Annotated in this window: 24 protein-coding genes; 21 read left to right on the plus strand and 3 right to left on the minus strand. The window is 65.2% G+C overall.

All coding sequences use genetic code 11. The features are described 5' to 3' along the window. Positions 1-33: 33 nt before the first annotated feature. Positions 34-354, minus strand: coding sequence for a hypothetical protein (locus QCM77_RS21710; RefSeq protein WP_195801307.1), 321 nt, complete (start codon positions 352-354; stop codon positions 34-36). Positions 355-701: 347 nt separating this feature from the next. On the opposite strand from QCM77_RS21710, the gene QCM77_RS21715 reads away from it, so the two are divergent. Further along, positions 702-1895 carry a serine hydrolase domain-containing protein gene (locus QCM77_RS21715; RefSeq protein WP_279684828.1) on the plus strand — a complete coding sequence of 398 codons (1194 nt, stop codon included), beginning with the start codon at positions 702-704 and terminating at the stop codon, positions 1893-1895. 244 nt (positions 1896-2139) lie between these two features. On the opposite strand, the gene QCM77_RS21720 is transcribed toward QCM77_RS21715, so the two are convergent. After that, positions 2140-3141, minus strand: coding sequence for an adenosine kinase (locus QCM77_RS21720; protein WP_279684829.1), 1002 nt, complete (start codon positions 3139-3141; stop codon positions 2140-2142). Positions 3142-3324: 183 nt separating this feature from the next. Between QCM77_RS21720 and murJ the strand changes: the two genes are divergently transcribed. From murJ to QCM77_RS21800, 16 genes are all read left to right on the plus strand, one after another. Next, a complete protein-coding gene (murJ, locus tag QCM77_RS21725) occupies positions 3325-4881 on the plus strand; it encodes a murein biosynthesis integral membrane protein MurJ (RefSeq protein ID WP_279684830.1) in 1557 nt (518 codons plus the stop codon). Positions 4882-4948: 67 nt separating this feature from the next. Beyond that, positions 4949-6001 (plus strand): tryptophan--tRNA ligase, encoded by a 1053-nt coding sequence (gene trpS, locus QCM77_RS21730; protein ID WP_279660035.1) that lies wholly within the window; start codon positions 4949-4951, stop codon positions 5999-6001. A gap of 108 nt (positions 6002-6109) precedes the next feature. Then, positions 6110-6604, plus strand: coding sequence for a universal stress protein (locus tag QCM77_RS21735; RefSeq protein WP_279660036.1), 495 nt, complete (start codon positions 6110-6112; stop codon positions 6602-6604). 172 nt (positions 6605-6776) lie between these two features. Further along, positions 6777-7346 (plus strand): NifU family protein, encoded by a 570-nt coding sequence (locus QCM77_RS21740; RefSeq protein WP_279684831.1) that lies wholly within the window; start codon positions 6777-6779, stop codon positions 7344-7346. A gap of 87 nt (positions 7347-7433) precedes the next feature. Beyond that, complete coding sequence (gene tsaB / locus QCM77_RS21745; RefSeq protein WP_279684832.1) at positions 7434-8129, plus strand: tRNA (adenosine(37)-N6)-threonylcarbamoyltransferase complex dimerization subunit type 1 TsaB; 696 nt, start codon at positions 7434-7436, stop codon at positions 8127-8129. Next, positions 8126-8611, plus strand: a complete 486-nt coding sequence (gene rimI / locus QCM77_RS21750) for a ribosomal protein S18-alanine N-acetyltransferase (protein WP_279684833.1) — start codon at positions 8126-8128, stop codon at positions 8609-8611. The genes tsaB and rimI overlap by 4 nt, the downstream gene beginning before the upstream one ends. Before the next feature lie 39 nt (positions 8612-8650). Next, positions 8651-9106, plus strand: a complete 456-nt coding sequence (locus QCM77_RS21755; RefSeq protein ID WP_007598312.1) for a Fur family transcriptional regulator — start codon at positions 8651-8653, stop codon at positions 9104-9106. Continuing rightward, positions 9107-9787, plus strand: coding sequence for an HAD family hydrolase (locus tag QCM77_RS21760; RefSeq protein ID WP_279684834.1), 681 nt, complete (start codon positions 9107-9109; stop codon positions 9785-9787). It abuts the gene before it with no gap. 194 nt (positions 9788-9981) lie between these two features. After that, the gene (miaB, locus tag QCM77_RS21765) at positions 9982-11370 is read left to right on the plus strand and encodes a tRNA (N6-isopentenyl adenosine(37)-C2)-methylthiotransferase MiaB (protein WP_279684835.1); all 1389 of its coding nucleotides are present in this window, start codon (positions 9982-9984) and stop codon (positions 11368-11370) included. 64 nt (positions 11371-11434) lie between these two features. Then, positions 11435-12430, plus strand: a complete 996-nt coding sequence (locus QCM77_RS21770) for a PhoH family protein (RefSeq protein ID WP_279660041.1) — start codon at positions 11435-11437, stop codon at positions 12428-12430. A gap of 61 nt (positions 12431-12491) precedes the next feature. Further along, positions 12492-13001, plus strand: a complete 510-nt coding sequence (ybeY, locus tag QCM77_RS21775) for an rRNA maturation RNase YbeY (protein WP_279660042.1) — start codon at positions 12492-12494, stop codon at positions 12999-13001. A 1-nt stretch (position 13002) separates the two neighbouring features. Continuing rightward, positions 13003-14121, plus strand: coding sequence for a hemolysin family protein (locus QCM77_RS21780; RefSeq protein WP_279660043.1), 1119 nt, complete (start codon positions 13003-13005; stop codon positions 14119-14121). Beyond that, positions 14118-15731 carry an apolipoprotein N-acyltransferase gene (gene lnt, locus QCM77_RS21785; protein WP_279660044.1) on the plus strand — a complete coding sequence of 538 codons (1614 nt, stop codon included), beginning with the start codon at positions 14118-14120 and terminating at the stop codon, positions 15729-15731. Before QCM77_RS21780 ends, lnt begins: the two co-directional genes overlap by 4 nt. 220 nt (positions 15732-15951) lie before the next feature. Continuing rightward, positions 15952-16365: a helix-turn-helix domain-containing protein gene (locus tag QCM77_RS21790; protein WP_247331588.1), complete on the plus strand. Its 414-nt coding sequence runs from the start codon at positions 15952-15954 to the stop codon at positions 16363-16365. A gap of 85 nt (positions 16366-16450) precedes the next feature. Then, entirely contained in the window at positions 16451-17608 is a 1158-nt protein-coding gene (locus QCM77_RS21795) for a M20 family metallopeptidase (protein WP_279684837.1), read from the plus strand. Next, positions 17605-18315, plus strand: coding sequence for a tRNA (guanine(46)-N(7))-methyltransferase TrmB (locus QCM77_RS21800; protein WP_279684839.1), 711 nt, complete (start codon positions 17605-17607; stop codon positions 18313-18315). Before QCM77_RS21795 ends, QCM77_RS21800 begins: the two co-directional genes overlap by 4 nt. On the opposite strand, the gene QCM77_RS21805 is transcribed toward QCM77_RS21800, so the two are convergent. Next, entirely contained in the window at positions 18312-19394 is a 1083-nt protein-coding gene (locus QCM77_RS21805; protein WP_279684841.1) for a DUF2336 domain-containing protein, read from the minus strand. The two genes, QCM77_RS21800 and QCM77_RS21805, sit on opposite strands and share 4 nt — an antisense overlap. 363 nt (positions 19395-19757) lie before the next feature. Here QCM77_RS21805 and rimP point away from each other — a divergent pair, with 363 nt between their 5' ends. The 4 genes from rimP to infB all read left to right on the plus strand — a co-directional run bounded on the left by rimP (position 19758) and on the right by infB (position 25629). Then, entirely contained in the window at positions 19758-20537 is a 780-nt protein-coding gene (gene rimP / locus QCM77_RS21810; protein WP_279660049.1) for a ribosome maturation factor RimP, read from the plus strand. A gap of 2 nt (positions 20538-20539) precedes the next feature. After that, a complete protein-coding gene (nusA, locus tag QCM77_RS21815; protein ID WP_279660050.1) occupies positions 20540-22150 on the plus strand; it encodes a transcription termination factor NusA in 1611 nt (536 codons plus the stop codon). 22 nt (positions 22151-22172) lie between these two features. Further along, positions 22173-22856, plus strand: coding sequence for an RNA-binding protein (locus QCM77_RS21820; RefSeq protein ID WP_279684843.1), 684 nt, complete (start codon positions 22173-22175; stop codon positions 22854-22856). Between the two features lie 70 nt (positions 22857-22926). Continuing rightward, a complete protein-coding gene (gene infB, locus QCM77_RS21825; protein ID WP_279684845.1) occupies positions 22927-25629 on the plus strand; it encodes a translation initiation factor IF-2 in 2703 nt (900 codons plus the stop codon). Positions 25630-25745 lie beyond the last annotated feature (116 nt).

Genomic DNA, 25745 nt, shown 5'->3' on the forward strand with positions numbered 1-25745 from the left:
CATCTGCTGGGAGCCAAGCTCGGAGCGGCGGATTTACGCCGCGCCGCTCATATAGGTCTCGCGCCGGCCGATCATGCGCTCGGCGGCGGCCTTGGCGTCGGCCTTCGAGGAGGTTGCGCAGGTCCGGTATTCGAGGGCGGGGGCATCGGAGGTGTCGCGGCGGCCGAACCAGGATTTCGAGCCGACCGGCAGCAGTGCCAGCGACTGCGCCAGATTGTCGACCGCGCCGAACGAATAGAGCGCGCCGGTGCCGGCGATGCGGACCTCGTAGATGCCGGGCGCGATCGGCGCTTCGAGATTGTCGCCCCGTCCGGGACGGGGATAGCGCTTCCATTCGCTCCAGGTCGAAATCATCTGAGGTCCCCCTCGCGGCCGGTGGGCGGCCGCCAAATTTGCATCAAGTCTTAACGTTGGCCGTCGATCGGCCGAGAGCTGAACGCCGCAACTCACAAAATGTTTCAAGTGCTTCAAACAGTCGAAACATATCGCCAGCACCCATCCACGGCCACGGCTGGTTGCGGCGATCCACCGCAGATTGTGACGGAGTGTTGCAGTTCAGCCGCCTTGTCGTCCTGCGCTGGGCGCGGACCGTCAAGTCACGACATCGCGACCGCAGCAGGTACGTGGATGTGCTTGCCGCGCGGAGCACGCGGGAGGACAATCGATCACTTCCAACAATAATCAAACCGGAGGAAACGCGTATGCAAGGCAAAGCCCAGATCGATGAGATTCTGCGCCAGAAGAGCGAGGCCAAGGAGATTCCCGGTGTCGTCGCCATCGCCGCCAGCGGTACCGACGTGCTGTATCAGGGCGCGTTCGGCAAACGCGATCTGTCCAAGCCGGATGCGATGACCGCCGACAGCGTATTCTGGATCGCATCGATGACGAAGGCGGTGACATCAGCGGGCGCGATGCAACTGGTCGAGCAGGGCAAGCTGTCGCTGGACGCGCCGATCGGCGAGGTGCTGCCCGATCTCGCCAAGCCGCAGGTGCTGGAAGGTTTCGATGCCAAGGGCGAAGCCAAGCTGCGTCCGGCCAAGGGGTCGATCACGCTGCGTCAGCTCATGACCCACACGGCAGGCTTCTGCTACAACATGTGGAACGGCGATCTCGCGGTCTATCTGGACAAGACCGGCATCCCCGCCATCACCACCTGCCAGAACGCGGCGTTGAAGACGCCGATCATGACCGATCCCGGCACGCGCTGGGAATACGGCACCAATATCGATTTCGTCGGCAAGGCGGTGGAAGCCGTCAGCGGCAAGCGCCTCGATGCCTATCTGCGCGACAATCTGTTCGCACCGCTCGGCATGAGCGATACCGCCTTCAAGATCACCGACGACATGCGCAAGCGCCTGGTCGGCATGCATGCGCGCGGCGAGGACGGCCAGCTTGCAGCGATCCCGTTCGAGCTCGAGCAGGACCCGGAATTCCACATGGGTGGCGGCGGCCTCTATTCGACCGCGGCCGACTATATCAAGTTCACCCAGATGATTTTGAACAAGGGCCGCGGCAACGGCAATCAGGTGTTGAAGGCCGAGACCATCGCGACGATGGGGCAGAATCACATCGGCGACCTCGCCATGGGCAAGCTGACCACGGCGGCGCCGATGTACACCAACGACGTCGATCTCTATCCGGAGCAGGTGAAGAAGTGGGGCCTCAGCTTCATGATCAACACCGCCAAGACAGCTGAGGGGCGCAGCGCGGGCAGCCTCGCCTGGGCCGGCCTCGCCAACACCTACTACTGGATCGACCCGGTGCGCGACGTCACCGGCGTGATCCTGATGCAGCTGCTGCCATTCGCGGATGCAAAGTGCCTCGAGACTTTTGCTGGCTTCGAGCGCGCCGTCTATGCCGGGCTGGATGCCAGCAGTGGGCAGAAGGCGGCATAAGGGAGCTGCCCCCACCATCCGACGACTGTCATCCCCCGCGCAGGCGGGGGATCCAGTACGCCGCGGCTTCTCAATAAACCGCGGACGTCTCGGAGTACTGGATCGCCCGGTCAAGCCGGGCGATGACAGCGGAGCATGTGGAAAGAGCTTGTCATTGCGAGCGTAGCGAAGCAATCCGGAGTCCCTCCGCGGAGACCGACTGGATTGCTTCGCTACGCTCGCAATGACGAGGTGAGAGACGAGGCTACCCCGTCAGGCCGCGCTGCCCGGCGAGCTCCTTGAGCGACACTTGCGGCCGCGCACCGATGTGCTGGATCACTTCGGCAGCCGCGAGCGCGCCGAGTTCGCCGCACTGCTTGTACGGCAGGTTGCGCGCCAGGCCATACAGGAAGCCGGCAGCGAAGAGGTCGCCGGCGCCGGTGGTGTCGACCAGCTTGGCAATGGGGAATGCAGGCGCGGCGACGGCATCTTCCGGCGAGACCACCATGCAGCCCTTTTCGCTGCGGGTAACCACGCCGAGATTGACGTCGTTGCGCAGCTGCTTCAGCGCGGTGTCGAAATCCGAGGTCGTGTAGAGCGAGTGCAGCTCGGACTCGTTGGCGAAGACGATGTCGACGGTGCCGTTGCGCATCAACGCGAGAAACTCGTCGCGGTAGCGGTCGACGCAGAACGAATCCGACAGCGTCAGCGCCACCTTGCGCTTGGCATCATGGGCGATCTTGGCCGCCTTGACGAAGGCGTCCTTGGCGTTCTTGGGGTCCCAGAGATAACCCTCGAGATAGACGATGCCGGCCGAAGCGATCTCGGCCGGGTCGATGTCGGCGGGCGACAGATCCCGCGCGGCGCCGAGATAGGTATTCATGGTGCGCTCGCCATCACCGGTCACCAGGATGTAGGAGCAGCCGGTCGCAGGGCCATCCTTCGCCGCGGGCGTGTTGAAGGCGACGCCGGCAGCGCGGATGTCGTGGACGTAGAGCTTGCCGATCTGGTCGTCCTTGACCTTGCCGACATAGGCGGCGCGCGCCCCGAGGCTGCCGATGCCGACGATGGTGTTGGCAGCCGAGCCGCCCGAAACTTCCGTCGCCGGGCCCATGTCCTTGTAGATGGCGGCGGCCCGCGCCTCGTCGATCAGGGACATGCTGCCCTTGGTCATGCCGTGCTTGCCCAAAAAGGCTTCATCGGTCTTGACCAGCACGTCGAACAGCGCGTTGCCGATGCCGAGAACGTCATATTTCACGTCAGCCATTCACCTTGATCCTGTTTGGCGGATTGCGATTACCGGAGAAATCCGCTTCCTGTCCGGTCTGAAATCTGGCTCGCGGCGTATCACGACCGGGCCTGCGCGAGCAAGCAACGAGGCGTATTTGACGCGTTTTCTTCACGCGAACCGGGACCACTTCGCTCGAAAACGCTATGGTATGAACGCGCAATGATCCGCTCCTTCCTGACCGTCTCGACGGGAACACTGGCCTCACGACTGCTGGGCTTCGCCCGCGATTCCCTGATCGCGGCACTGCTCGGCACCGGCGCCGTGGCGGACGCGTTTCTGGCGGCGTTTCAGCTCGTCAATGTGGTGCGGCGCCTGCTCAGCGAGGGGGCACTGAATGCGGCGCTGATCCCGGCATGGCTGCGCGTTCGTGACCGCGACGGCGAGGAGGCCGCAGCGGCGTTCGCGGGACGCGTGCTCGGAACGGTCAGCGCGGGTCTGATCGCGATCTCGATCGTCATTGCGCTGTCGATGCCGCTGATCGTCACGATCATCGCGCCGGGCTTCCTCGGCAGCGAAACGCTCGATCTCGCCGTCCGGAACGCGCGGCTGATGCTGCCCTATCTCGCCTTCGCAGGACCCGTCACGGTGCTGATGGGGCTGCTCAACGCGCAGGGGCGGTTTGCGCTCACGGCGTTCTCGCCGCTGCTGTTCAACATCGCCCTGATCGCCGCGATCGCGGCACTCCTGCTGTGGCACGCCGATGCAATCTTCGCCGCGTGGATACTGGCGGCCACCGTCGGCATCGCCGGCCTGCTGCAACTCCTGATGCTGCTGTCGCAGCGAAGCGCACGCCTCGCCACGCCGCTGCGTGCAGACTTCGACACGGAGATGCGTGGCTTCTTCGCCAAGGCCATTCCCGGCATGATCGCAAGCTCTGGTCCGCAATGGCTGATCGTTGCGGGCGCGATCATCGCATCCGGCACACCCTCCGCCGTGTCCTGGCTCTATTTCGCCAACCGCCTGATTGAGCTGCCGCTCGGCATTGTCGGCGTCGCCATGGGCACGGTGCTGATGCCTGAGCTGACGCGCGCGGTGGTGAGCGGCGACCGTGATGCGGTCGCGCATGCGGAATCGCGCGCGCTGGAACTTGCGACAGGGCTGGCACTGCCGGCCACGCTCGGCCTGATCGTGCTGGCCGAGCCGATCGTACGGCTGCTGTTCGAACATGGCGCCTTTGGCGCGGAGGACAGCGCGGCAACGGCGCGCGCACTGATGTGGCTGGCGCTGGGCCTGCCGGCGCACGTGCTGATCAAGGCGTTGTCCCCGGCCTTCTATGCCCGCAGCGACACGATGGCGCCGCTGCTGGCAACTGCCAAAGGGTTTGTGGTCGCGATCGCGCTCGCGGTGCTGCTCGGTCATTTTTTTGGCGCAAGCGGGATCGCCGCCGGCATCGCGGCCGGTGCCTGGAGCAGTGCGATCTCGCTGCTCCGGAAAGGCAGCAGTGAATTCGGGTTCTCGGTCGATGCCGCCGCCCGCAAGCGACTGCCGCGGATCGTGCTCGCCGCACTCGCCATGGGCGGCCTGCTGTGGCTGACCGCAGGCCTCATGCCTTCGGAGGCCCATGGGCTCATCCGCTTCATTGCGCTAGGCTCACAGATCACCGCCGGAATCGCCGTCTACGGCTTGCTCCTGCAAATCCTCCGCGTCGCGTCCTGGCGCGAGGCGGCCGGTGCCCTGAAGCGCCCCGCCCGGCCCGATCCCGGCGCCTGGGGTTAGCGAAATACCCTTGACGGGGCAGCGCCGCTGTTGGAAACGACGCCCCGTCTCTTGCAGGAAAGCTGCCATGGCATTCGTTGAACGGGTTTTTTCGGGCGTCCAGCCGACGGGCAATCTGCACCTCGGCAATTATCTCGGCGCGATCGTCAACTTCGTGAAGATGCAGGAAACCCACAACTGCATCTATTGCGTCGTCGACATGCACGCGATCACGCAGGGCGTGGACGTCTGGGGCGGCCCGGTCGAGCTCGCGCGCAACACCCGCGAGGTGACCGCCGCGTTCATCGCCAGCGGCATCGATCCGAACAAGCACATCGTGTTCAACCAGAGCCAGGTCTCGGGCCACGCCGAGCTCGCCTGGATCTTCAACTGCGTCGCCCGCATGGGTTGGCTCGGCCGTATGACCCAGTTCAAGGAGAAGGCCGGCAAGGACCGCGAGAATGCGTCCGTCGGGCTGTTCGACTATCCCGTGCTGATGGCGGCCGACATTCTGCTCTACCGCGCTACCCACGTGCCGGTCGGCGAGGACCAGAAGCAGCATCTCGAGCTATCGCGCGACATCGCGCAAAAATTCAACAACGACTTCGCTGACTCGATCCGCAGCCAGGGCGCCAATGACGGCCTGTTCTTCCCGCTGCCGGAACCCTTGATCACGGGCCCGGCGACGCGCGTGATGAGCTTGCGTGACGGCACCAAGAAGATGTCGAAGTCCGACGCGTCCGATAATTCGCGCATCAATCTGACCGACGATGCCGACACCATCGCGCAGAAGGTGCGCAAGGCCAAGACCGATCCCGAGCCGCTGCCGACCGAAGAGAAGGGCCTGGAAGCGCGCCCCGAGGCCGACAATCTCGTCGGTATCTTTGCCGCGCTCTCCGGCCGCTCCAAGGCCGACGTGCTCAGGGATTTCGGCGGCGGCCAGTTCTCCAGCTTCAAGAACGCGCTGGTGGACCTGTGCGTCACGAAGCTCGCGCCGATCGCCGGCGAGATGAAGCGCCTCGTCGCCGACCCCGGTCATATCGACACCATCCTGAACGGCGGCGCCGACCGGGCCCGCGCGATCGCCGACGAGACCATGAAGCTCTCGAAGGACATCGTCGGCTTCATCCGCCGGCGCTGATAATAAGTTCGCGAAACGCGGCCGACGCCCACGGCGCCGGCCGCTTCTCCTCTCCCCAAGCGGGACGGAGTGTGGCAGCATGTCTGCCGTGCACACGCCGGGACATGCATGACCAGCAAGCGACTTTGCTTCGAGCCGGGTCACAAGCCCAAATGCCTCGTCATCGTCGACGACACCGCCGAATGGGATCGTGCGGTCTATTATGCCAGCCGCTGGGCGATCCGCGCCGGCGGCGGCGTGGTGATGCTCCGCATCATCGAGCCCGAACAGCAGACCCAGGAATGGCTCGGGGTCGCCGACATCATGCGCGCCGAAGCGCATGAGGCGGCAGAAGCCGCGCTCGACCGCGCCGCCGGCCGCGCCAACGGCATCGCCGCGATCACGCCGGAGCGGGTCATCCGTGAAGGTGCGGCGATGGAACAGCTGCTGGCGGTGATCGACGAGGACCCCGACATCGCCATGCTGGTGCTCGCCGCGAATCCGGGCGCGGAGGGCCCGGGGCCATTGGTCTCGCTGCTCGCGCACGCGCTGGGCACGTTCCCGGTGCCGGTGACGGTCATTTCGGGCGCGCTGAGCGACCAAAGCGTGGATTCGCTGTCGTAGGCTGCTGCGCTTCACCTCGCCTCGCTTGCCGGGAGAGGGAGAAACGGGCACCTTAACCCGCTGATATAACAGGTGAACGGTCAGCTCCCCCCTTGACCGTGCGTTCGCCGTCGCCATCTGCTAGTGGATAGAGCACGCGCCGGCCTTGAACCGGCGACGTCTGGAGAAAACCATGTTCATTCAAACCGAAGCCACCCCCAATCCCGCCACGCTGAAGTTCATTCCCGGCCGCGTCGTGATCGACGGCGGCCCGATGGAATTTGCGAGCCGCGAAGCGGCCACGCGCTCGCCGCTCGCCGAAAAGCTGTTCGACGTGCCCGGCATCACCGGCGTGTTCTACGGATCGGACTTCATCACCGTGACCAAGGCGAACGGTGAATGGCAACAGCTCAAGCCCGCGATCCTCGGCGCCATCATGGAGCACTACATGTCCGGCGCGCCGCTGCTCGCCGACGGCGCGGCCGCGAGCGATGCCGATCTCGACGACGAGGACGAGTTCTTCGACGAGGCCGACGCCGAGACGGTCGACATGATCAAGGATCTGATCGAGACCCGCGTGCGCCCGGCGGTCGCCAATGACGGCGGCGACATTACCTTCCGCGGCTTCAAGGACGGTGTCGTCTATCTCAACATGAAGGGCTCCTGCTCCGGCTGCCCGTCATCGACCGCGACGCTCCAGCACGGCATCCAGAACCTGCTCAAGCATTTCGTGCCGGACGTGGTCGAAGTCCGGCCGATGTAGGCTGGGGGGCCGCAAAGGCGTGGATGGCCGGGACAAGCCCGGCCATGATGACGAGCATTCCATGACGGATGGTGCTACGATCGTTCCATGCTGATCCTCGCCATCGATACCGCGCTGGAAGCGTGCGCGGCTGCCGTGCTCGACACCGACGCCGGCCAGCTCCTTGCGCAGGAGCAGCTTCTGATGAAGCGCGGCCACGCCGAAGCGCTGATGCCGATGATCGCGCGCGTGATGCTATCAGCCAATCTCGCCTTCACCTCGCTCGATCGCATCGCGGTCACCATGGGGCCCGGAAGTTTCACCGGCCTGCGCGTCGGCATCTCGGCGGCCCGCGGCCTTGCGCTTGCCGCGAAGCGGCCCGCAGTCGGTCTGACCACCTTGTCGGCCTATGCCGCCGCCGTCGTCGGCCAGAGCGGAGCGGCGCCGGTGATCTCGGCCATCGATGCCCGGCACGATCACGTCTACTTCCAGATCGTGGCCGGCGACGGCAGCCAGCTGGTACGGCCGGGCGTCGCTCCCGTCGACGAGGCGATCGCGGCTTCGCAATTCGGCGCGCCGCATCTGGTCGGCAATGCCGCAAGGATCCTCGCCGAGCGCTGGCCGAAAGATATCCCGCAGCCGGTCGCGGTCGACGCGCAGCCCGCGCCCGACATCGGCTGGGTCGCATGGCTTGGCGCCGCGGCCGATCCCGAGACAAATCCTGCGCGGCCGTTCTATCTACGCGCGCCCGATGCAAAGCCGGCCGCACAACCGCCGCTCGCAGCGCAAGCCGCAAGCTCATGATGAGATGGGTGTCGCAATGGTGGCGCGGCGGCACGGTCGCGGTCGAGCCGGCTGTCGCGCGCGACGTCGCGCGGCTGGCGCAGCTTCACGGCGCCTGCTTCGCGCGCGGCTGGGGCGAAGCCGAGTTCGAGAGCATGCTCAGTGAGCGCAACACGCTGGTGCACCGGTTGCGCCTCGGCCGCGACACGATCGGCTTTGCGGTGTCGCGGATCGGCGCAGACGAGGCGGAAATCCTCTCGATCGCAGTCGACCAGGCCCATCGCGGCCGCGGCCTCTCCCGCACGCTGCTGATGACCCATCTCGGCCACCTGGCAGGACGCGGCGTGCGCACAATATTTCTCGAGGTCGAGGAAAATAACCAACCGGCGCGGCGGCTCTACGACCGAACCGGATTCATGGTGGTCGGACGGCGCGAACGCTATTATAAGCAGCCGAACGGGGAACAATTGAACGCACTTCTGATGCGACGTGACTTGTCGTAACATTGATGGCAGAAAGCGGCCCCGTCAGGCAGACATCATATGACTGGACTTAAACCTTCCCCCGCATCCAAGGCATCCGGCATCGAGGCGCGCTGTGCCGCCACCGGCATGCGCATGACCGAGCAGCGCCGTGTCATCGCCCGCGTGCTCGCAGAGGCGGTCGATCATCCCGATGTCGAGGAACTATACCGCCGCTGTGTCGCGGTCGACGACAAGATCTCGATCTCGACCGTGTATCGTACTGTCAAACTGTTCGAGGATGCAGGCATCATCGAGCGCCATGATTTCCGCGAAGGCCGCGCGCGCTACGAGCAGATGCGCGACAGCCATCACGACCACCTCATCAACCTGCGCGACGGCAAGGTGATCGAATTCACCTCCGAGGAGATCGAGAAGCTCCAGGCGGAGATCGCCCGCAAGCTCGGCTACAAGCTGGTCGATCACCGCCTCGAACTCTATTGCGTCCCGCTCGACGACGACAAGCCCACAAGCTAAGTGCCCATCGATCTCGTCATCTTCGATTGCGACGGCGTGCTCGTGGACAGCGAGGTGATCTCCTGTCGCGCGCACGCGGATGTGCTGTCCAGGCACGGCTATCCGATCACATCGGAGCAGGTGCTGGTCCGCTTCCTCGGCGTGTCCGAGAAAGATGCACGGCGAATGGTCGAACAGGAGATCGGCTGCAATCTTCCCGGCGATCTCGAGAGCCAGGTGAATGCAGCGACGCTGCAATTTTATGCCAGCGATCTACAGCCGATCACCCATGTGGCCGCAGCGATTGGCGCAATCGATTTGCCCAAATGCGTTGCGTCGAGCGGCACGCCGGAGAAGATCCACCACGGCCTGACTTGCGCCGGTCTCTACGATCTGCTCGCTCCGAACATCTTTTCCGCGAGCCAGGTCGCACGCGGCAAGCCCGCGCCCGATCTTTTTCTGTTCGCCGCCGCACAGATGAAAGTCGCCCCCGAGCGGTGCCTCGTGATCGAGGACAGCGTCCCAGGGGTGACCGGCGCGCATGCCGCCGGGATGACCGTGCTGGGCTTTCACGGTGGCAGCCATTGCCCGCCAGGCCACGCTGAAAGGCTGCGGGCCGCGGGGGCCGGATTGACGTTCGACGATCTGCGGCAATTGCCGGAACTGGTCCGGCGGGTCGCGGCGGACACTCTGGCGGGCTGATCCAGGGCACCTGTTCAGGGCACTTGGCGGCATCGGGGGCGCGCATGAACCCGGAATCCAGAGGTTTTGACCGGATTTCCGCACTTTCCGCTGGCGCTCGCCCCGGAATGACAGCCCAATGGGTTCCAATCGCTGGATTTTCGCCGCCCCAGCCTATATCTGAGGGCGGTTCTCCACCTCAATTTTCGAGTTCCATGACGCCGCCGCGCAAGCTGCACATCAAATCATATGGCTGCCAGATGAACGTCTACGATGCCCAGCGCATGGTGGACACGCTGGCCCCGGAAGGATTCGTGGAGACGGCCAGTGCCGAGGACGCCGACCTCGTCATCCTCAACACCTGCCATATCCGCGAGAAGGCCTCGGAAAAGGTCTATTCCGAGCTCGGCCGGCTGCGCGTCGCCAAGGACGAGGCTGCGCGCGGGGGCCGCACCATGCAGATCGCGGTCGCCGGCTGCGTGGCCCAGGCCGAGGGCGAGGAGATCGTGCGCCGTGCACCCGCCGTCGACGTCGTGGTGGGACCGCAGAGCTATCATCATTTGCCGCAGCTATTGAAGCGCGCCGGCCATGAAGGCCGTGCGATCGAGACCGAATTTCCGGCCGCGGACAAGTTCGGCTTCCTTGCCCAGCCCAGGCCCGAGGCGATCCGCGCCCGCGGCATTTCCGCTTTCGTCACGGTCCAGGAAGGCTGCGACAAGTTCTGCACCTTCTGCGTCGTGCCTTACACCCGTGGTTCGGAAGTCTCGCGGCCGGTGGCAAGGATCGTAGACGACGTGAAGCGGCTGGCCGATAACGGCGTGCGCGAGCTCACGCTGATCGGCCAGAACGTCAACGCCTATCACGGCGAGGGGCCGGACGGGAAAAGCTGGCCGCTCGGCCGATTGCTGGAGCACCTCGCGGCGCTCCCGGGCATCGCGCGGCTGCGCTATTCGACCAGCCATCCCCGCGACGTCGACGACAGTTTGATTGCAGCCCATCGCGATCTCGATGCCTTGATGCCGTTCGTGCACCTGCCGGTACAGTCGGGTTCGGACCGGATTCTGGCCGCCATGAACCGGAAACATACCGCCGATGATTATCGGCGTGTCGTCGATCGTTTCCGGTCCGCGCGCCAAGACATTGCTTTTTCATCAGATTTTATCGTCGGCTTCCCCGGCGAGAGCGAGCAAGATTTTCTCGCCACACTCGCGCTTGTCACGCAAATCGGCTACGGTGCGGCATATTCGTTCAAATACTCCGCCCGGCCGGGAACGCCGGCCGCGGACATGCAGGAGACGGTGTCCCCCTCCGAGATGGACCAGCGATTGGAGCGGCTCCAGGAACTGATCGACAGCCAGCAATCGGCCTTCAACAAGGCTGCGATTGGCTCAACGGTCGACGTGCTGTTCGAGCGTCCGGCTCGCAAGGACGGCCAGATCGTCGGCCGCACCGCATTCCTCCAGCCTGCACATGTGATGGCCTCGCCCGACATCATCGGACAAATCCTGCCGGTCCGGATCGACAGTCTCGAACGCTACAGCTTCCTCGGCGAGCTCGCCACGACGCGCGAGCCCGCTTTATCGCTCATCGCCACTGGAGCCTGAACCCTTGCCAAAAAGCGCATCGGATTCGTCTACTATCGCTTCCAGCCGCAAATTTGACCGCGACATGCAGGTTCCGCCCGAGACTCAGGTCGTCATCGACTTCGACGACAACCGCGCCGCGTCCGCGCTGGTCGGCCCTTACGGCCAGCATCTCGCGCAGATCGAGCGGCGGCTCGGCGTCGTCGTCGATTCCAAGGGCAACCACATCACCATCGGCGGCTCGCGCGACGGCTGCGATGCCGCGCGCCGCGTGCTGGAGACGCTCTACGCGCAGGCCGTGAAGGGACAGGATCTCGACCAGGGCGAGGTCGAGGGGGCGATCCGCGCCGTCATCGCGCAGGGCTCGCTGTTCGAGTTCGACGCCAAGTCGGCCAAATCCACCTTCGACAGCATCAATTTGCGCAAGCGCCCGGTGCGCGCGCGCACGGCGGCGCAGGATTCCTACATCCGCGCGCTGAAGCGCCACGAGCTGGTGTTCGGCATCGGCCCCGCCGGCACCGGCAAGACCTGGCTCGCGGTCGCGCATGCCGCGCAACTGTTCGAGCGCAAGGAAGTCGACAAGATCATCCTGTCGCGTCCGGCAGTGGAAGCCGGGGAGCGGCTCGGCTTCTTGCCGGGCGATCTGCGCGAGAAGGTCGATCCTTATCTGCGCCCGATCTACGATGCGCTCTACGATCTCATGGATGCGCGCATCGTCGAGCGCGCGCTGCAGACCGGCGAGATCGAGATCGCGCCGCTCGCCTTCATGCGCGGCCGCACGCTGACCAACGCCGCCATCATCCTGGACGAGGCGCAGAACACCACGTCGATGCAGATGAAGATGTTTTTGACCCGCCTCGGCGAGAACAGCCGCATGATCGTAACCGGCGATCCCTCGCAGATCGACTTGCCGAACGGCCAGACCTCGGGCCTCGCCGAGGCGACGCGCCTGCTGACCGGCGTCGAAGGCATTGCGCAAGTTCATTTCAAGGCCGAGGACGTGATCCGCCACGAGCTCGTGGCGCGGATCGTCTCCGCCTACGAAGGGGCGCCGCAGCGGCCGGCCGCCGGTAGATCCTGACGAGACAGCAACCGGACCATATGGGCGCGGACACGGCGCCCCTTCGTTCCGAACAAGGACAATGTCACACCCCAACCTTCCCATTACCGAGGTCCTCGTCGTCGCCGATTGCTGGCAGCGGGAGCCCGATTCCGAAGCCGTGATCCAGCGCGCCGTGGCGGCCGCCGCCGAGAATGTCGACGAAGACGTTGCCGAGGCGGAAGTGGCGGTGATGCTGACCGATGATGTCGGCATCCGCACGCTGAACAGCAACTGGCGCGGCATCGACAAGCCGACCAACGTGCTATCGTTTCCCGCACTCCAGCCGGAAGGCGGCTGGAAGCCAGGCGATGCGCCGCGCATGCTCGGCGACATCGCGATCGCCTACGAGACCATGCGGCGTGAGGCGGATGAGGAACAGAAACCGTTCGATCATCATTTGAGCCATCTCGCCGTGCACGGTTTCCTGCATCTGGTCGGCTACGACCACGAAAACGAAGACGACGCGGAGGAAATGGAAGCGCTCGAACGAGAGATCCTGGCTCATCTCGGCATTCCCGACCCCTATGCCGACCGCCCAGGGACGCATTGAGATGCCGGATTCCGACCCGATACACGACAATCCGCGCAACACGGCCAATTTGCCGGCCGTGGTGACATCAGGCGAGGTGCTGCGTCCGACCGCCGACGGCTGGCTGCTGCGCGCCATCCGGACGTTGTTCGGCTGGAAGGCGGGTTCGGTGCGCGACGACCTCCAGGTCGTGCTCGACGCCACGACGCCCGACGACACCGGCTTCTCGACCGTCGAGCGCACCATGCTGCGCAACATCCTCGGCCTGCACGAGCGTCGCATCGCCGACGTCATGGTGCATCGCGCCGACATCATCGCGGTGAAGCGCGACATCCCGCTCGGCGAGTTGATGGACCGCTTCGAGAGCGCCGGCCATTCGCGCCTCGTGGTCTACAACGAGACGCTCGACGATCCCGTCGGCATCGTCCACATCCGCGATTTGCTCGCCTTCATGACCGCGCGTGCGCGCGTGTCGGGGGTGACGAAAACCAAGCGCAGGAAACCGCTGCCGGCCGGGCTCGATCTGCGTACGGTCGATCTCGCGCTGCCGCTCGGGGAAGCGCGCATCATCCGCAAGCTGCTCTACGTGCCGCCGTCGATGCGGGCGATCGACCTGCTCGCGCAGATGCAGGCCACGCGCATTCATCTGGCGCTGGTGGTCGACGAATATGGCGGCAGCGACGGGCTGGTCTCGCTCGAGGACATCGTCGAGCAGATCGTCGGCGAGATCGACGACGAGCATGACAGCGACGAACCGCCCTCGATCGTGCGGCTGCCCGACAACGCCTTCATCGCCGACGCCCGCGCCAGCCTCGACGACGTCCGCACCGTGATCGGCGAGGATTTCGTCACCGGCGAGGCCGGCGAGGAAGTGGAGACGCTGGGCGGCTATCTCGTCAGCTTCGTCGGGCGCCTGCCGGTGCGCGGCGAAGTGATCTCGGGCCCCGGCAATTACGAGGTCGAGGTGCTCGACGCCGATCCGCGCCGCGTCAAGCGGCTGCGGATCGCGACGCGGAAGGAGCGTCCCGCGCCACGCACCCAGCGCGAGAGCCGACGCCGCGAGGCTGCGCCGGATGGCAGTCAACCGGCGGCCAGCGACACGCCCACCCCGCCGCCAAGCGACGGGACCGGCCCGCGGTGAGTCCGTTCCAGCGACTTCGCCAGATCGCGCTTGCCATCATCCTCACCTGGGGATGGAAGCGCGCGCTCGTCGCGATGGCCGCCGGGGCGTTCTCAGTGCTGGCGCTGGCACCATTCAACGCCTTCCCGGTGCTGTTCATCACTTTCCCGGTGCTGGTCTGGCTGATCGACGGCGCCGGCGCCGGACGATACGGCGGCGTCCCCGCCGCGGCGCTGACCGGCTACTGGTTCGGGCTCGGCTATTTCGTCCCCGGCCTCTACTGGATCGGCTACGCCTTCTTCGTCGACGCCGATGTGTTCGCCTGGCTGACGCCGTTCGCCGTGCTGGGCCTGCCGGCCTATCTTTCCATCTTCACGGCGATCGGCTTTGCGCTAGCCCGCCTGCTCTGGACCAAGAACGCCACGCGCGTGCTTGCGCTCGCGGCAAGCCTCACCATCACCGAATGGCTGCGCGGTCATGCGCTGACCGGCTTTCCCTGGAACGCGTTCGGTTATGCGTTGTCCGAGCCGCTGCCGCTGGCACAAACGGCGTCGCTGATCGGCCTGTGGGGCATGACGTTCCTGACGGTTGCGATCTTCGCGAGCCCTGCGACGCTGATCGACCGCACGCCCGATCGCCGCCTGGCGTGGCGCGTGCCGGCCGCAGCCGCGGCGCTCCTGCTGGTCATGAGCATCTTCGGCGCGATCCGCCTGTCGCTGCATCCGACCACGATGGTTGCGGGCACCAAGTTGCGCCTGATGCAGCCGGATCTCCAGCAAGACGCGAAATTCAACTACGCCGCCAAGGCGGAGGTGATGAAGAAATATCTGGCCTTGTCGGACCGCGCCTCCGGACCGCAATCGACCGGCGTGCGCGATGCCACCATCCTGATCTGGCCGGAATCCGCCTTTCCGTTCTTCCTGACCCGCGAAGCCGATGCGATGGCGCAAATCGCCGAGCTTCTGCCCAAGGGCACGGTGCTGATCACGGGCTCGGTCCGCGCGCCCGACCTGCCGCGGGGCACGCCGATCACGCGCGCCTATAATTCGATCTACGTGATCGACCACGACGCCAGCGTGCTCGCGGTGTACGACAAGCTGCATTTGGTGCCGTTCGGCGAATTTCTTCCCTACCAGGATCTGATGGAGAAGCTCGGTTTCGAGCAACTCACGCGAGTGCGCGGCGGCTTCATTCCCGGCAACGTGCGGCATGCGCTGCCGGTCCCCGGCGCGCCGTCCGCGCTGCCGCTGATCTGCTACGAAGCAATCTTTCCCGGCGAAGTGGCTGGACGCAATGAACGTCCGGGCTGGATCGTGAATCTCACCAATGACGGCTGGTTCGGTATCTCGACCGGCCCCTATCAGCATCTGGAGCAGGCGCGGATGCGCGCGATCGAGCTCGGATTGCCGCTGGTCCGCTCCGCCAATACCGGCATCTCCGCAGTGATCGATCCGGTGGGACGCACCGTCGCCAGCCTCGGTCTCGGGATCGAAGGCATTTTGGACGCAAACCTGCCCGCCGCGATCCCGCCGACCATCTATGCGCGGGTGGGCGATGTGCCAGCGGCCATGCTCGTCGCGCTGGCAGTGTTTCTGGCGGTCCGCCGACGTGTTGCCAAACGGCACCCCTGATCACGCCGTCGCTGCCGATGCGGCCGGAAACTTTTGACAACCGTAGTCCCACGGTTGACAGACTGCATGCGGCCTCCTCATTCTGCATCGGCTGCAAAAGACAGTGGGCATTGCTAAATTTCTCCGCAATGTTTCCCAATAACAGGGTCTGATTTTGAACGTTGCTTACACCTGAGGCATTCCTGATTGCGCCGAAGGTGATGTTTGGAGGGCTGAGGAAATGTCGAAAGCGCCCAACCCTGTTGACAAATATGTCGGCAGTCGCGTGCGGATGCGCCGCATCATGTTGGGCATGAGCCAGGAAAAGCTCGGTGAAGCTTTGGGCCTGACTTTCCAGCAGGTTCAGAAATACGAGAAGGGCACCAACCGGGTCGGCGCGAGCCGCATCCAGCAAATTTCCGAAATTCTCCAGGTGCCGGTGTCGTTCCTGTTCGAGGGCGGTCCAAGCGGCGTGCCGGGTCCGGATGGCTTCAGCGAAGGCGCATCGCCGTCTTACGTCTCGGACTTCCTCGCGACCTCCGAAGGACTCGCTTTGACCAAGGCGTTCACCCGAATCACCGATTCGAAGATGCGCCGCTCGATCGTCGATCTCGTCGAGCAGATCGCGGCCCGCGAAGGCCCCGACAAGCGCTGACGCGCGATCTCAATCCGATTTGAGACTGCGCCAAATCTGGCCTATGTCGTCATTTGCGGCCGCGCTTTGATGCGCGTCCTTCCGGATGATGCGATTCAAAGGCACAGATGCGCCCATGGCCAGCTCCAATTGGTTCGATTCCCAAACTATTCTCGATGGCATCCGCCGCTGGGTGGAGGTCGAGACGCCAACGGAAGCACCTGAACAGGTCAACAAGCTGATCTCCGTGGTCGCGGCGCAATTCCGCGACCTGCCTGTGACGCTCGAGCGCGTCGCCGGCGTCGATGGCTGCGGCGATCATCTCGTGGCGCGCTCGACCTGGGGCCAGGACCGGCCAGGCATCCTGGTGCTGAGCCACCTTGATACCGTTCATCCCATGGGATTCATCGCCCGCCTGCCGTTCAAGATCGAAGGCGACAGCGCGTTCGGTCCCGGCATCTACGACATGAAGGGCGGCGCCTACATCGCCCATCACGCCTTTCGCGCGCTTTGCGCCACGGCCGATCGCTCGCCGCTCGGCATCACCCACCTGTTCACCTCTGACGAGGAGATCGGCAGCCCCACCTCTCGCGCACTCATCGAGATGGAAGGGCGCAAGGCCAAATACGTGCTGGTGACGGAGCCGGCGCGCGACGGCGGCAAGATCGTCACCGGCCGCAAGGGCGTCGGGCGATTCGAAGTATTCATCAAGGGCGTGCCCGCACATGCCGGCACGCGACCCCAGGATGGCCGCAGCGCGATCCGCGAGCTTGCCAACGTCATCCTGGCGCTGGAAGCGATGAACGATCTGGCGCGCGGCGTCACCGTCAATGTCGGCGTGGTGCGCGGCGGCACGCGGCCCAACGTGACGCCGGAAGAAGCCCATGGCGAAATCGATCTGCGCGTGCTGAGCCTCAAGGACGCGGACGAGTTGGTCGGCAAGATCCTCGCCCTGACATCGAAGACGGATGGCGTCACCGTCAAGGTCACGGGCGGGCTCAATCGTCCGCCTTACGAGAAGAGCGATGCAGGCGCCTCGCTGTACGAACATGCGAAGACGCTTGCCACGGAGATCGGCTTCGAGCTGGTCGACACTCACACCGGCGGCGGCTCGGACGGTAATTTCACCGCCGCCCACGCCGCGACGCTCGATGGGCTCGGCGTCGACGGCAAGGGCGCGCATACCCATTATGAGCAGCTCTATGTCTCCTCGCTCGAACCGCGCGCGCGGCTGCTCCATCGCCTGTACCAGACGCTACGATGAGCGAGCGCAAATCAGACCCCGATCGCGATGACAGCGAGCGCGCCTTCTTCGGACGCCGCAAGGGCCACAAGCTGCGGCAGCACCAGGCCGAGCTGATCGATCATCTGCTGCCGCGTCTTGCGCTCGACATCGCGGGCGAAGCGCCGGCGGATGCCCGCGAGATCTTCGACCCCGCAGCCGACGATGCGCGACTCGAGATCGGCTTTGGCGGCGGCGAGCATCTTGCGGCGGAGGCACAGAACTTCTCCACGACCGGCTTCATCGGCTGCGAGCCCTACGTCAACGGCATGGCCAAGATCCTCGCGCAGATCGAGGTCGCCAACATCGGCAACATCCGTCTGTTCGCGGGCGATGCCGCCGAGCTCCTGGCCTGGCTGCCGAAGGCTTCGCTGTCGCGGATCGACCTGATCCATCCCGATCCCTGGCCGAAACGGCGGCACTGGAAGCGGCGCTTCGTCCAGGACCGAACCATCGCCGCGATGGCGCGCGTGCTGAAAGCCGGCGGTGAATTCCGTTTCATCTGCGACATCGACGATTACTGCGCCTGGACGCTGTCGCATCTGGCGCGCTCGGCGGATTTCGTCTGGCTCGCGGAGCGCGCCGATGATTTTCGCCTGCCGTGGGACGGCTATACCATGACGCGCTACGGCCGGAAGGCCACGCGCGAGGGCCGCAAGGCGGCGTATCTGCGGTTTCGACGGCTCTAGATCGTCTGCCGGTTGCGCCAGAAATTCACGACGCGCTCGGCAGTCGTCGGCATCAGGCGCGTGAAATTCGTGCGCGCCGCCTCGAGGTCGGCATCGGCCGGCGTGCGATGCGGCCCGTACCAGAGCAGGATGAGCGCGCGCACAGTCGGCCAGCCGAGATTCAGCACGCGCCCCAGAACCAGAATTGGATCGTAGCGGTCAGCCGCGATCAGGCGGTCGAGGATCGAGAGGCGGACGCCGGACATCGCCGAGAGCGAAGCGATCGCCTCCTCGTATTTGTGCGCCTTGGCGAAGCCAAGCAGCGCGCTCTCGCCAAGATGGCCCTCGCGATGCAAGGTGAGCACTGTGCGCTGTGCCCCCGAGAAATCGCGACGCGGACCCGGCGGCAGCGTGGCTTCCTCGATCGCTGCCATGGCGCGCTTGATCTCGACCTGGCGCACGGGATTGACCACGATCGAGAGGCGGCGGCGAATGACGTCGAGCGTGCCGTCGAGAAGCTGTTTGAGGTGCTCACCCGAAAGATCGTTGCGCTGGCCGATCTTGAGCGTCAGCACGCCGTCCCGGGCGGCACGCTTGATCAGCTCGGAATAGCTGCCAGGCGAGAACACCGCGCCGGCGTTGCCCGCGGCGCGACGCACCACGTCGCGATCGCCGCGCTCGACCAGCACGTCGGTGATGACAGCCGACAGCGTGGGGCGCTCGGTCATCGCCAGCAGATGGCCCTGGCCCTTCAGTCGCGCGATCTCGACGAGAGCGGCGTCGTCGAGCACGGGGGAATGGCGCAGCACGGGGCCCGCCACCATGATCTCGTTTTCGCGCGCGAGCTGGCTCACCAGATGCCGCGGCGCGTTGTTCAGCCGCGAGAAGCGTTCGGCGAGATCAACGCGCGAGGCGAGTTCGGCATGCGGGACGAGATCGATCAGCAGATTGTCGAAGAGATCGACGAGATCGGGACTGAGCTTCTCGGCATCCTGGAAGAACAATTGGGAGATGGCGCGCGCGATCTCGCCGCGACGCCGCGGGTCGCCGCGTTTGACGATATCGTCCAGTCCGGGAATGAGCGACGTGGCAACGGTCATGAAAACGCAAACTCGTACAGGGCACGCCGCGGGTGCGCCCTTGGTCCAAGCCGCCCCCCAATCAGGGAATTTAGGCCTCGGAGGTGAATGAAGCGTTGCGCGGGGCCGCAAGCCGGGCGCAAAAAGCCTCGTCTGCCTTGCGATGGGCCTTGTCCGAGAGTGCGGAAAGGGCTATATCACCGCCAATTCATCTTCTCATACGATCCGCGTAGTGAGAGTGGGCCCGAAAGGACCCGCTCTTTTTTATTACCTGAACGCGGCTTGGTGGAAGATTAGCGGCCCGGCGATCTGTCGGGAGAGTTCCGAAGCGGGCTTTGAAATTGTAACCAAGCCTTAACCATATCGAGCGCCTTGACCCCTGATATGACCGAACCGAACCCTGGTTCCACGGATGCCGAGTTGCTGGCCGAGCCGAGGCTCGTGGTTGAGCCGGGCGTGGCGGCACGGGTGTCCGCGGTCGCAGGACCGGTGCTCGAAGGCATGGGCTACCGCCTGGTGCGGATCCGAATTTCCGGAGAATCTGGCTGTACCGTGCAGGTCATGGCGGAGCGGCCGGACGGCTCGATGCAGATCGAGGATTGCGAGGCAATCTCGCGGGCGCTGTCGCCCGTGCTCGACGTCGCCGACCCCGTCGATCGCGCCTATCGGCTGGAAGTCTCCTCGCCGGGAATCGACCGCCCGCTGGTGCGCCGCTCCGATTTCGAGCGTTATGCCGGGCATCTGGTGAAGGTCGAAATGGCGGTCGCCCATGAGGGGCGGAAGCGGTTCCGCGGCACGATTGGTCCTGTCGAAGGCGATCGCGTGCATCTGCATCGCGACGACGTCAAGGCGGGCGAGGCTTCCGACGTTCTCCTGACGATGGAGGATATCGCCGAGGCACGGCTGGTGCTGACCGACGAGCTGATCGCGGAATCCATGCGCCGCGGCAAGGCCCAGGCACGCGAGATGCGGCGCAATCTCGGCCTTGAGCCGCCGGCCGCACCGCACGCCGGCATCAGCGAAAAAACGACCAAGAATACCAAGCCGACAAAGAAGCCGGCGCCGACCACTACGAAGAAGCCGGCCCCGACCAATACCAAGAAACATCGCCTGGCCGCCGAACGCGCGCGACGGGGCGAGATCGAGCCTGACGAAGGAGACTAGCCATGGCAGTCAGCGCCAATCGACTTGAATTGCTCCAGATCGCCGACGCCGTTGCGCGCGAGAAATCGATCGACCGCGGCATCGTCATCGCGGCGATGGAGGACGCCATCGCCAAGGCGGCACGGGCTCGTTACGGCAGCGAGACTGACGTTCACGCCGAGATCGACCCGAAGAAGGGCGAGCTGCGGCTGTCGCGCCACATGCTGGTCGTCGAGACGGTCGAAAACCATTCCAACCAGATCTCGCTGGTGGATGCACAGCGCGCCAATCCCGGTGCCCAGGTCGGCGACACCATCGCCGACACCCTGCCGCCGCTGGAATATGGCCGCATCGCCGCGCAGTCTGCCAAGCAGGTGATCGTGCAGAAAGTGCGCGAAGCCGAGCGCGACCGGCAATATCAGGAATTCAAGGACCGCATCGGCGACATCGTCAACGGCGTTGTCAAGCGCGTCGAATATGGCAGCGTGATCGTCGATCTCGGCCGCGGCGAGGCCATCATCCGCCGCGACGAGATGCTGCCGCGCGAAGTGTTCCGCAACGGCGACCGCGTCCGCGCCTATATCTTCGACGTCCGCCGCGAGACCCGCGGCCCGCAGATCTTCCTCTCCCGCACCCATCCGCAGTTCATGGCAAAACTGTTCGCGCAGGAAGTGCCTGAGATCTATGACGGCATCGTCGAGATCAAGGCGGTCGCCCGCGATCCCGGCTCGCGCGCGAAAATCGGCGTGATTTCCCGCGATTCCTCGGTCGATCCGGTCGGCGCCTGCGTCGGTATGCGCGGTTCGCGCGTGCAGGCGGTGGTGAACGAATTGCAGGGCGAGAAGATCGACATCATCCCCTGGTCGCCCGACATCGCGACCTTCGTGGTCAACGCGCTGGCGCCGGCCGAAGTCTCCAAGGTCGTCATCGACGAAGACCGCGAGCGCATCGAGGTCGTCGTGCCCGACACCAACAACCAGCTCTCGCTGGCGATCGGCCGCCGCGGCCAGAACGTGCGTCTGGCCTCGCAGCTCACCGGCTGGGATATCGACATCCTGACCGAGCAGGAGGAATCGGAGCGCCGCCAGGCTGACTTCGAGAACTCCACCCGCGTCTTCATGGAATCGCTCAATGTCGACGAGGTGGTGGGCCAATTGCTGGCGTCCGAAGGCTTCACCTCGGTCGAGGAACTCGCGATGGTGGACGTCAAGGAACTCGCCGGCATCGAGGGTTTCGACGAAGAGACCGCGCAGGAGCTCCAGAACCGCGCTCGTGAATATCTCGAACAGCTGGAAGCCGAGCTTGAGGCCAAGCGCAAGGAACTCGGGGTCGAGGACGCCGTCAAGGACGTGCCCGGCGTCACATCGAAGATGCTGGTGAAATTCGGCGAGAACGACATCAAGACGGTCGACGACCTCGCCGGCTGCGCCACTGACGATCTGGTCGGCTGGACCGAGCGCAAGGAAGGCGGCGAGCAGACCAAATATCCGGGCGCGCTCGACGGCCTCGATATCTCCCGTGACGATGCTGAAGCGATGATCATGCAGGCCCGCGTCAAGGCCGGCTGGATCACCGAGGCCGATCTCGCCAAGCCGGCGGAAGAGGCCGAGGCGACCGAAGATCAGCCGGCTTAGGGCGAAGGAGGATGTCACCCGGATGCTCGCCGATACTGACCCCGAACTCGACCATGGACCGCGGACCGAAAGGTCCGCGACTATGCGGATGTGCGCGGTCAGCCGCGAGGTCCGGCCGATCGACGAACTGATCCGCTTCGTCGTCTCGCCGCAAGGGCACATAGTTCCCGATCTCAAGCGCAAGCTGCCCGGACGCGGAATGTGGATATCAGCCTCGCGAGAGGCGGTTGCGGAAGCCGTGCGGCGTCACCATTTTACCAAAGCCTTCAAGCGCGAGCTGCGCATCCCTCAGACGCTTCCCGCCGACATCGAGGCGCTCCTGGTTCGGGGCGTGACGGAAGCCCTTGGGATTGCCGCCAAGGCGGGCCAGATCGTGGCCGGCTTCGGCAAGGTCGAAAGCGCGCTTCGGGGAGGTACGGTCGAGGTCCTGATCCACGCCAGCGACGGGGCCCCGGACGGAATCCGCAAATTGGACATGCTGGCGCGTCAAAATGACGGAAATCGCGGCGCCAAGCCGCAGATTCCCGTCGTTATCGCACTGAAATCAATAGAATTGGATTTGGCACTTACCCGGTCAAATGTGATACATGCTGCCCTGCTCGCGGGCCCGGCGAGCAAGTCATTCCTGTCACGTAGCCAGATGCTGGTCCGATACCGGATGGCGGACGATGACAAGACTGCCGAAAAGCCCGGCCAGGATTTCTGAGAGACAACGACGACCCAACAGGACGGTGCGGCAACGCACAATGCTAACAGATCAGGATTAGGACTGCTGAATGGTTGATACCAAGACCCCTGGCGACAAGAAGCTGAGCGTTCCGAGCAAGACGCTATCGCTCAAGCCGCGCGTCGAAACGGGCACCGTGCGCCAGAGCTTCAGCCATGGCCGTAGCAAGCAGGTCGTGGTCGAGAAGCGTGGCAAGCGCCGCACCGACGGCAGCCCCGAGCCACAGGCTGCCGAGGTGGCGAAGCCCGCGCCGGCCGCCGCGCCCAAGCCTGCTCCGGCACGCCCGGCGCCGCCGCGCAACGCCGGCTCCGGCGTGGTGCTGCGCACGCTGACCGAGGACGAGCGTTCCGCCCGCGCCAGCGCGCTGGCCGATGCCAAGGTGCGCGAAGTCGAAGAGCGCCGCCACGCCGAGGAAGAGGCCCAGCGCCGCGCTGTCCGCGAAAACGCCGAGCGCGCTGATCGCGAGGCCGCCGAAGCCCGCCGCAAGGCCGAGGATGAACGTCACCGCCACGAAGAGGAAGCCAAGCGGAAGGCCGAAACCGAGGCCAAGAAGCGTTTTGGCGAGGGTGAGCAGCCGCAATCTGCGGCGCGCCCCGCAACGGCGACCTCGGCCGCTCCTGCACCGCGGCCCGGAGCGCCCGCGGCGCGGCCCGGGACGACCACCACCACGGCACGCCCGGGAACAACGACGGCGCGGCCCGGAACGACCACGCGGCCGGGAGGCCCGGTGGGTCGCGGCCCCGCTGTCGCAGCCGGACCGGACGAGGACGAGGGTCCGCGCCAGATCCGTCGCGGTCCCGGCGGCGCTGCGCGGCCCGTGATAGCCCCCAAGCCCACCCACAAGCCCGGCCCGCAGAAGGAGCGCGGCCGCCTGACCGTCGTCACCGCCTTCAATGCCGACGACGTGCGCGAGCGCTCGATCGCCTCGTTCCGCCGCCGCACCCAGCGCCTGAAGGGCCATGCCGCGAACGAGCCGAAGGAAAAGCTCATCCGCGAGGTGATCATTCCGGAAGCGATCACGATCCAGGAACTCGCCAACCGCATGGCCGAGCGCGCGGTCGACGTCATCCGCATGCTGATGAAGCAGGGCGCGATGCACAAGATCACCGACGTGATCGACGCCGACACCGCGCAGCTGATCGCCGAAGAGCTGGGTCACACCGTCAAGCGCGTTGCCGCGTCCGACGTTGAAGAAGGCCTGTTCGACGCCATCGACGATTCCACCGACACCGAGCCGCGCTCGCCGGTGGTGACCGTGATGGGTCACGTCGACCACGGCAAGACCTCGCTGCTCGACGCGCTCCGTCATGCCAACGTTGTCTCCGGCGAGGCCGGCGGCATCACCCAGCATATCGGCGCCTATCAGGTGCTGTCGCCCGAAAGCGGCAAGAAGATCACCTTCATCGACACGCCCGGCCACGCCGCGTTCACCGCGATGCGCGCCCGCGGCGCCAAGGTAACCGACATCGTCGTGCTGGTGGTTGCTGCCGATGACGGCGTGATGCCGCAGACGATCGAAGCCATCAACCACGCCAAGGCGGCCCGCGTGCCGATCATTGTTGCCATCAACAAGATCGACAAGCCCGACGCCAAGCCCGAACGCGTGCGCACCGAGCTGCTCCAGCATGAGGTGCAGGTGGAATCCTTCGGCGGCGAAGTCGTCGACGTCGAAGTGTCCGCGAAGAACAAGACCAATCTCGACAAGCTGCTCGAGATGATCGCGCTCCAGGCCGACATCCTCGACCTCAAGACCAATTCGGATCGCCCGGCCGAAGGCACCGTGATCGAAGCCAAGCTCGATCGCGGCCGTGGTCCGGTCGCGACCGTGCTGGTCCAGCGCGGCACGCTTCGTGTCGGTGACATCATCGTCGCCGGTGCCGAAATGGGCCGCGTCCGCGCGCTGATCTCGGATCAGGGCGAGACGGTGCCGGAGGCAGGTCCTTCGGTGCCGGTCGAGGTGCTCGGCTTCAACGGTCCGCCGGAAGCAGGCGATCGTCTCGCCGTGGTCGAGAACGAAGCCCGCGCCCGCCAGGTCACCAGCTACCGCGCGCACCAGAAGCGCGAGAACGCGGCAGCCTCGATCTCCGGCATGCGCGGCTCGCTCGAGCAGATGATGTCGCAGTTGAAGACGGCGGGCCGCAAGGAATTCCCGCTGATCATCAAGGCCGACGTGCAGGGCTCGCTGGAAGCGATCCTCGGCTCGCTGGAGAAGCTCGGCACCGACGAAGTCGCCGCGCGCATCCTGCATGCCGGTGTCGGCGGCATCTCGGAATCGGACGTGACGCTCGCGGAAGGCTTCAGCGCCGCGATCATCGGCTTCTCGGTTCGTGCGAACAAGGAGGCCGCCGCGGCCGCCAAGCGCAACGGCATCGAGATCCGCTATTACAACATCATCTACGACCTCGTGGACGACGTGAAGAAGGCCATGAGCGGCCTGCTCGCGCCGACCTTGCGCGAAACCATGCTCGGCAACGCCGCGATCCTGGAGATCTTCAACATCTCCAAGGTCGGCAAGGTCGCCGGCTGCCGCGTCACCGACGGCACCGTGGAACGCGGCGCCAACGTGCGCCTGATCCGCGACAACGTCGTCGTGCACGAAGGCAAGCTGTCGACGCTGAAGCGCTTCAAGGACGAAGTGAAGGAAGTCCAGTCCGGTCAGGAATGCGGCATGGCCTTCGAGAACTACCACGACATGCGCGCCGGTGACGTGATCGAGTGTTACCGCGTGGAGACGATCCAGCGCTCCCTGTAAGTCCAAATCTTACCGAAGCGCCTGGATCTTTTTGAACTGAATTGCGGGAGTGCGATGGCCGGATTTTTTCCGGCCATCCACCCCTCTTCGTTTCAACAGGACAAATGACAATGCTC

The organism is Bradyrhizobium nivariense, from assembly GCF_029846695.2.
Taxonomy (GTDB): domain Bacteria; phylum Pseudomonadota; class Alphaproteobacteria; order Rhizobiales; family Xanthobacteraceae; genus Bradyrhizobium.

What these genes read in the sequence shown, in the direction of transcription:
- murJ (WP_279684830.1), top strand. Translation starts at nt 3,325, where the DNA reads ATGATCCGCTCCTTCCTGACCGTCTCGACGGGAACACTGGCCTCACGA.
- rimP (WP_279660049.1), top strand. Translation starts at nt 19,758, where the DNA reads ATGACCGAACCGAACCCTGGTTCCACGGATGCCGAGTTGCTGGCCGAG.
- QCM77_RS21770 (WP_279660041.1), top strand. Translation starts at nt 11,435, where the DNA reads ATGCAGGTTCCGCCCGAGACTCAGGTCGTCATCGACTTCGACGACAAC.
- QCM77_RS21795 (WP_279684837.1), top strand. Translation starts at nt 16,451, where the DNA reads ATGATGCGATTCAAAGGCACAGATGCGCCCATGGCCAGCTCCAATTGG.
- QCM77_RS21740 (WP_279684831.1), top strand. Translation starts at nt 6,777, where the DNA reads ATGTTCATTCAAACCGAAGCCACCCCCAATCCCGCCACGCTGAAGTTC.
- QCM77_RS21790 (WP_247331588.1), top strand. Translation starts at nt 15,952, where the DNA reads ATGTCGAAAGCGCCCAACCCTGTTGACAAATATGTCGGCAGTCGCGTG.
- QCM77_RS21755 (WP_007598312.1), top strand. Translation starts at nt 8,651, where the DNA reads ATGACTGGACTTAAACCTTCCCCCGCATCCAAGGCATCCGGCATCGAG.
- nusA (WP_279660050.1), top strand. Translation starts at nt 20,540, where the DNA reads ATGGCAGTCAGCGCCAATCGACTTGAATTGCTCCAGATCGCCGACGCC.
- QCM77_RS21715 (WP_279684828.1), top strand. Translation starts at nt 702, where the DNA reads ATGCAAGGCAAAGCCCAGATCGATGAGATTCTGCGCCAGAAGAGCGAG.
- trpS (WP_279660035.1), top strand. Translation starts at nt 4,949, where the DNA reads ATGGCATTCGTTGAACGGGTTTTTTCGGGCGTCCAGCCGACGGGCAAT.
- ybeY (WP_279660042.1), top strand. Translation starts at nt 12,492, where the DNA reads ATGTCACACCCCAACCTTCCCATTACCGAGGTCCTCGTCGTCGCCGAT.
- QCM77_RS21710 (WP_195801307.1), bottom strand. Translation starts at nt 354, where the DNA reads ATGATTTCGACCTGGAGCGAATGGAAGCGCTATCCCCGTCCCGGACGG.
- miaB (WP_279684835.1), top strand. Translation starts at nt 9,982, where the DNA reads ATGACGCCGCCGCGCAAGCTGCACATCAAATCATATGGCTGCCAGATG.
- tsaB (WP_279684832.1), top strand. Translation starts at nt 7,434, where the DNA reads ATGCTGATCCTCGCCATCGATACCGCGCTGGAAGCGTGCGCGGCTGCC.
- rimI (WP_279684833.1), top strand. Translation starts at nt 8,126, where the DNA reads ATGATGAGATGGGTGTCGCAATGGTGGCGCGGCGGCACGGTCGCGGTC.
- QCM77_RS21800 (WP_279684839.1), top strand. Translation starts at nt 17,605, where the DNA reads ATGAGCGAGCGCAAATCAGACCCCGATCGCGATGACAGCGAGCGCGCC.
- QCM77_RS21820 (WP_279684843.1), top strand. Translation starts at nt 22,173, where the DNA reads ATGCTCGCCGATACTGACCCCGAACTCGACCATGGACCGCGGACCGAA.
- QCM77_RS21720 (WP_279684829.1), bottom strand. Translation starts at nt 3,141, where the DNA reads ATGGCTGACGTGAAATATGACGTTCTCGGCATCGGCAACGCGCTGTTC.
- QCM77_RS21780 (WP_279660043.1), top strand. Translation starts at nt 13,003, where the DNA reads ATGCCGGATTCCGACCCGATACACGACAATCCGCGCAACACGGCCAAT.
- QCM77_RS21735 (WP_279660036.1), top strand. Translation starts at nt 6,110, where the DNA reads ATGACCAGCAAGCGACTTTGCTTCGAGCCGGGTCACAAGCCCAAATGC.
- infB (WP_279684845.1), top strand. Translation starts at nt 22,927, where the DNA reads ATGGTTGATACCAAGACCCCTGGCGACAAGAAGCTGAGCGTTCCGAGC.
- QCM77_RS21805 (WP_279684841.1), bottom strand. Translation starts at nt 19,394, where the DNA reads ATGACCGTTGCCACGTCGCTCATTCCCGGACTGGACGATATCGTCAAA.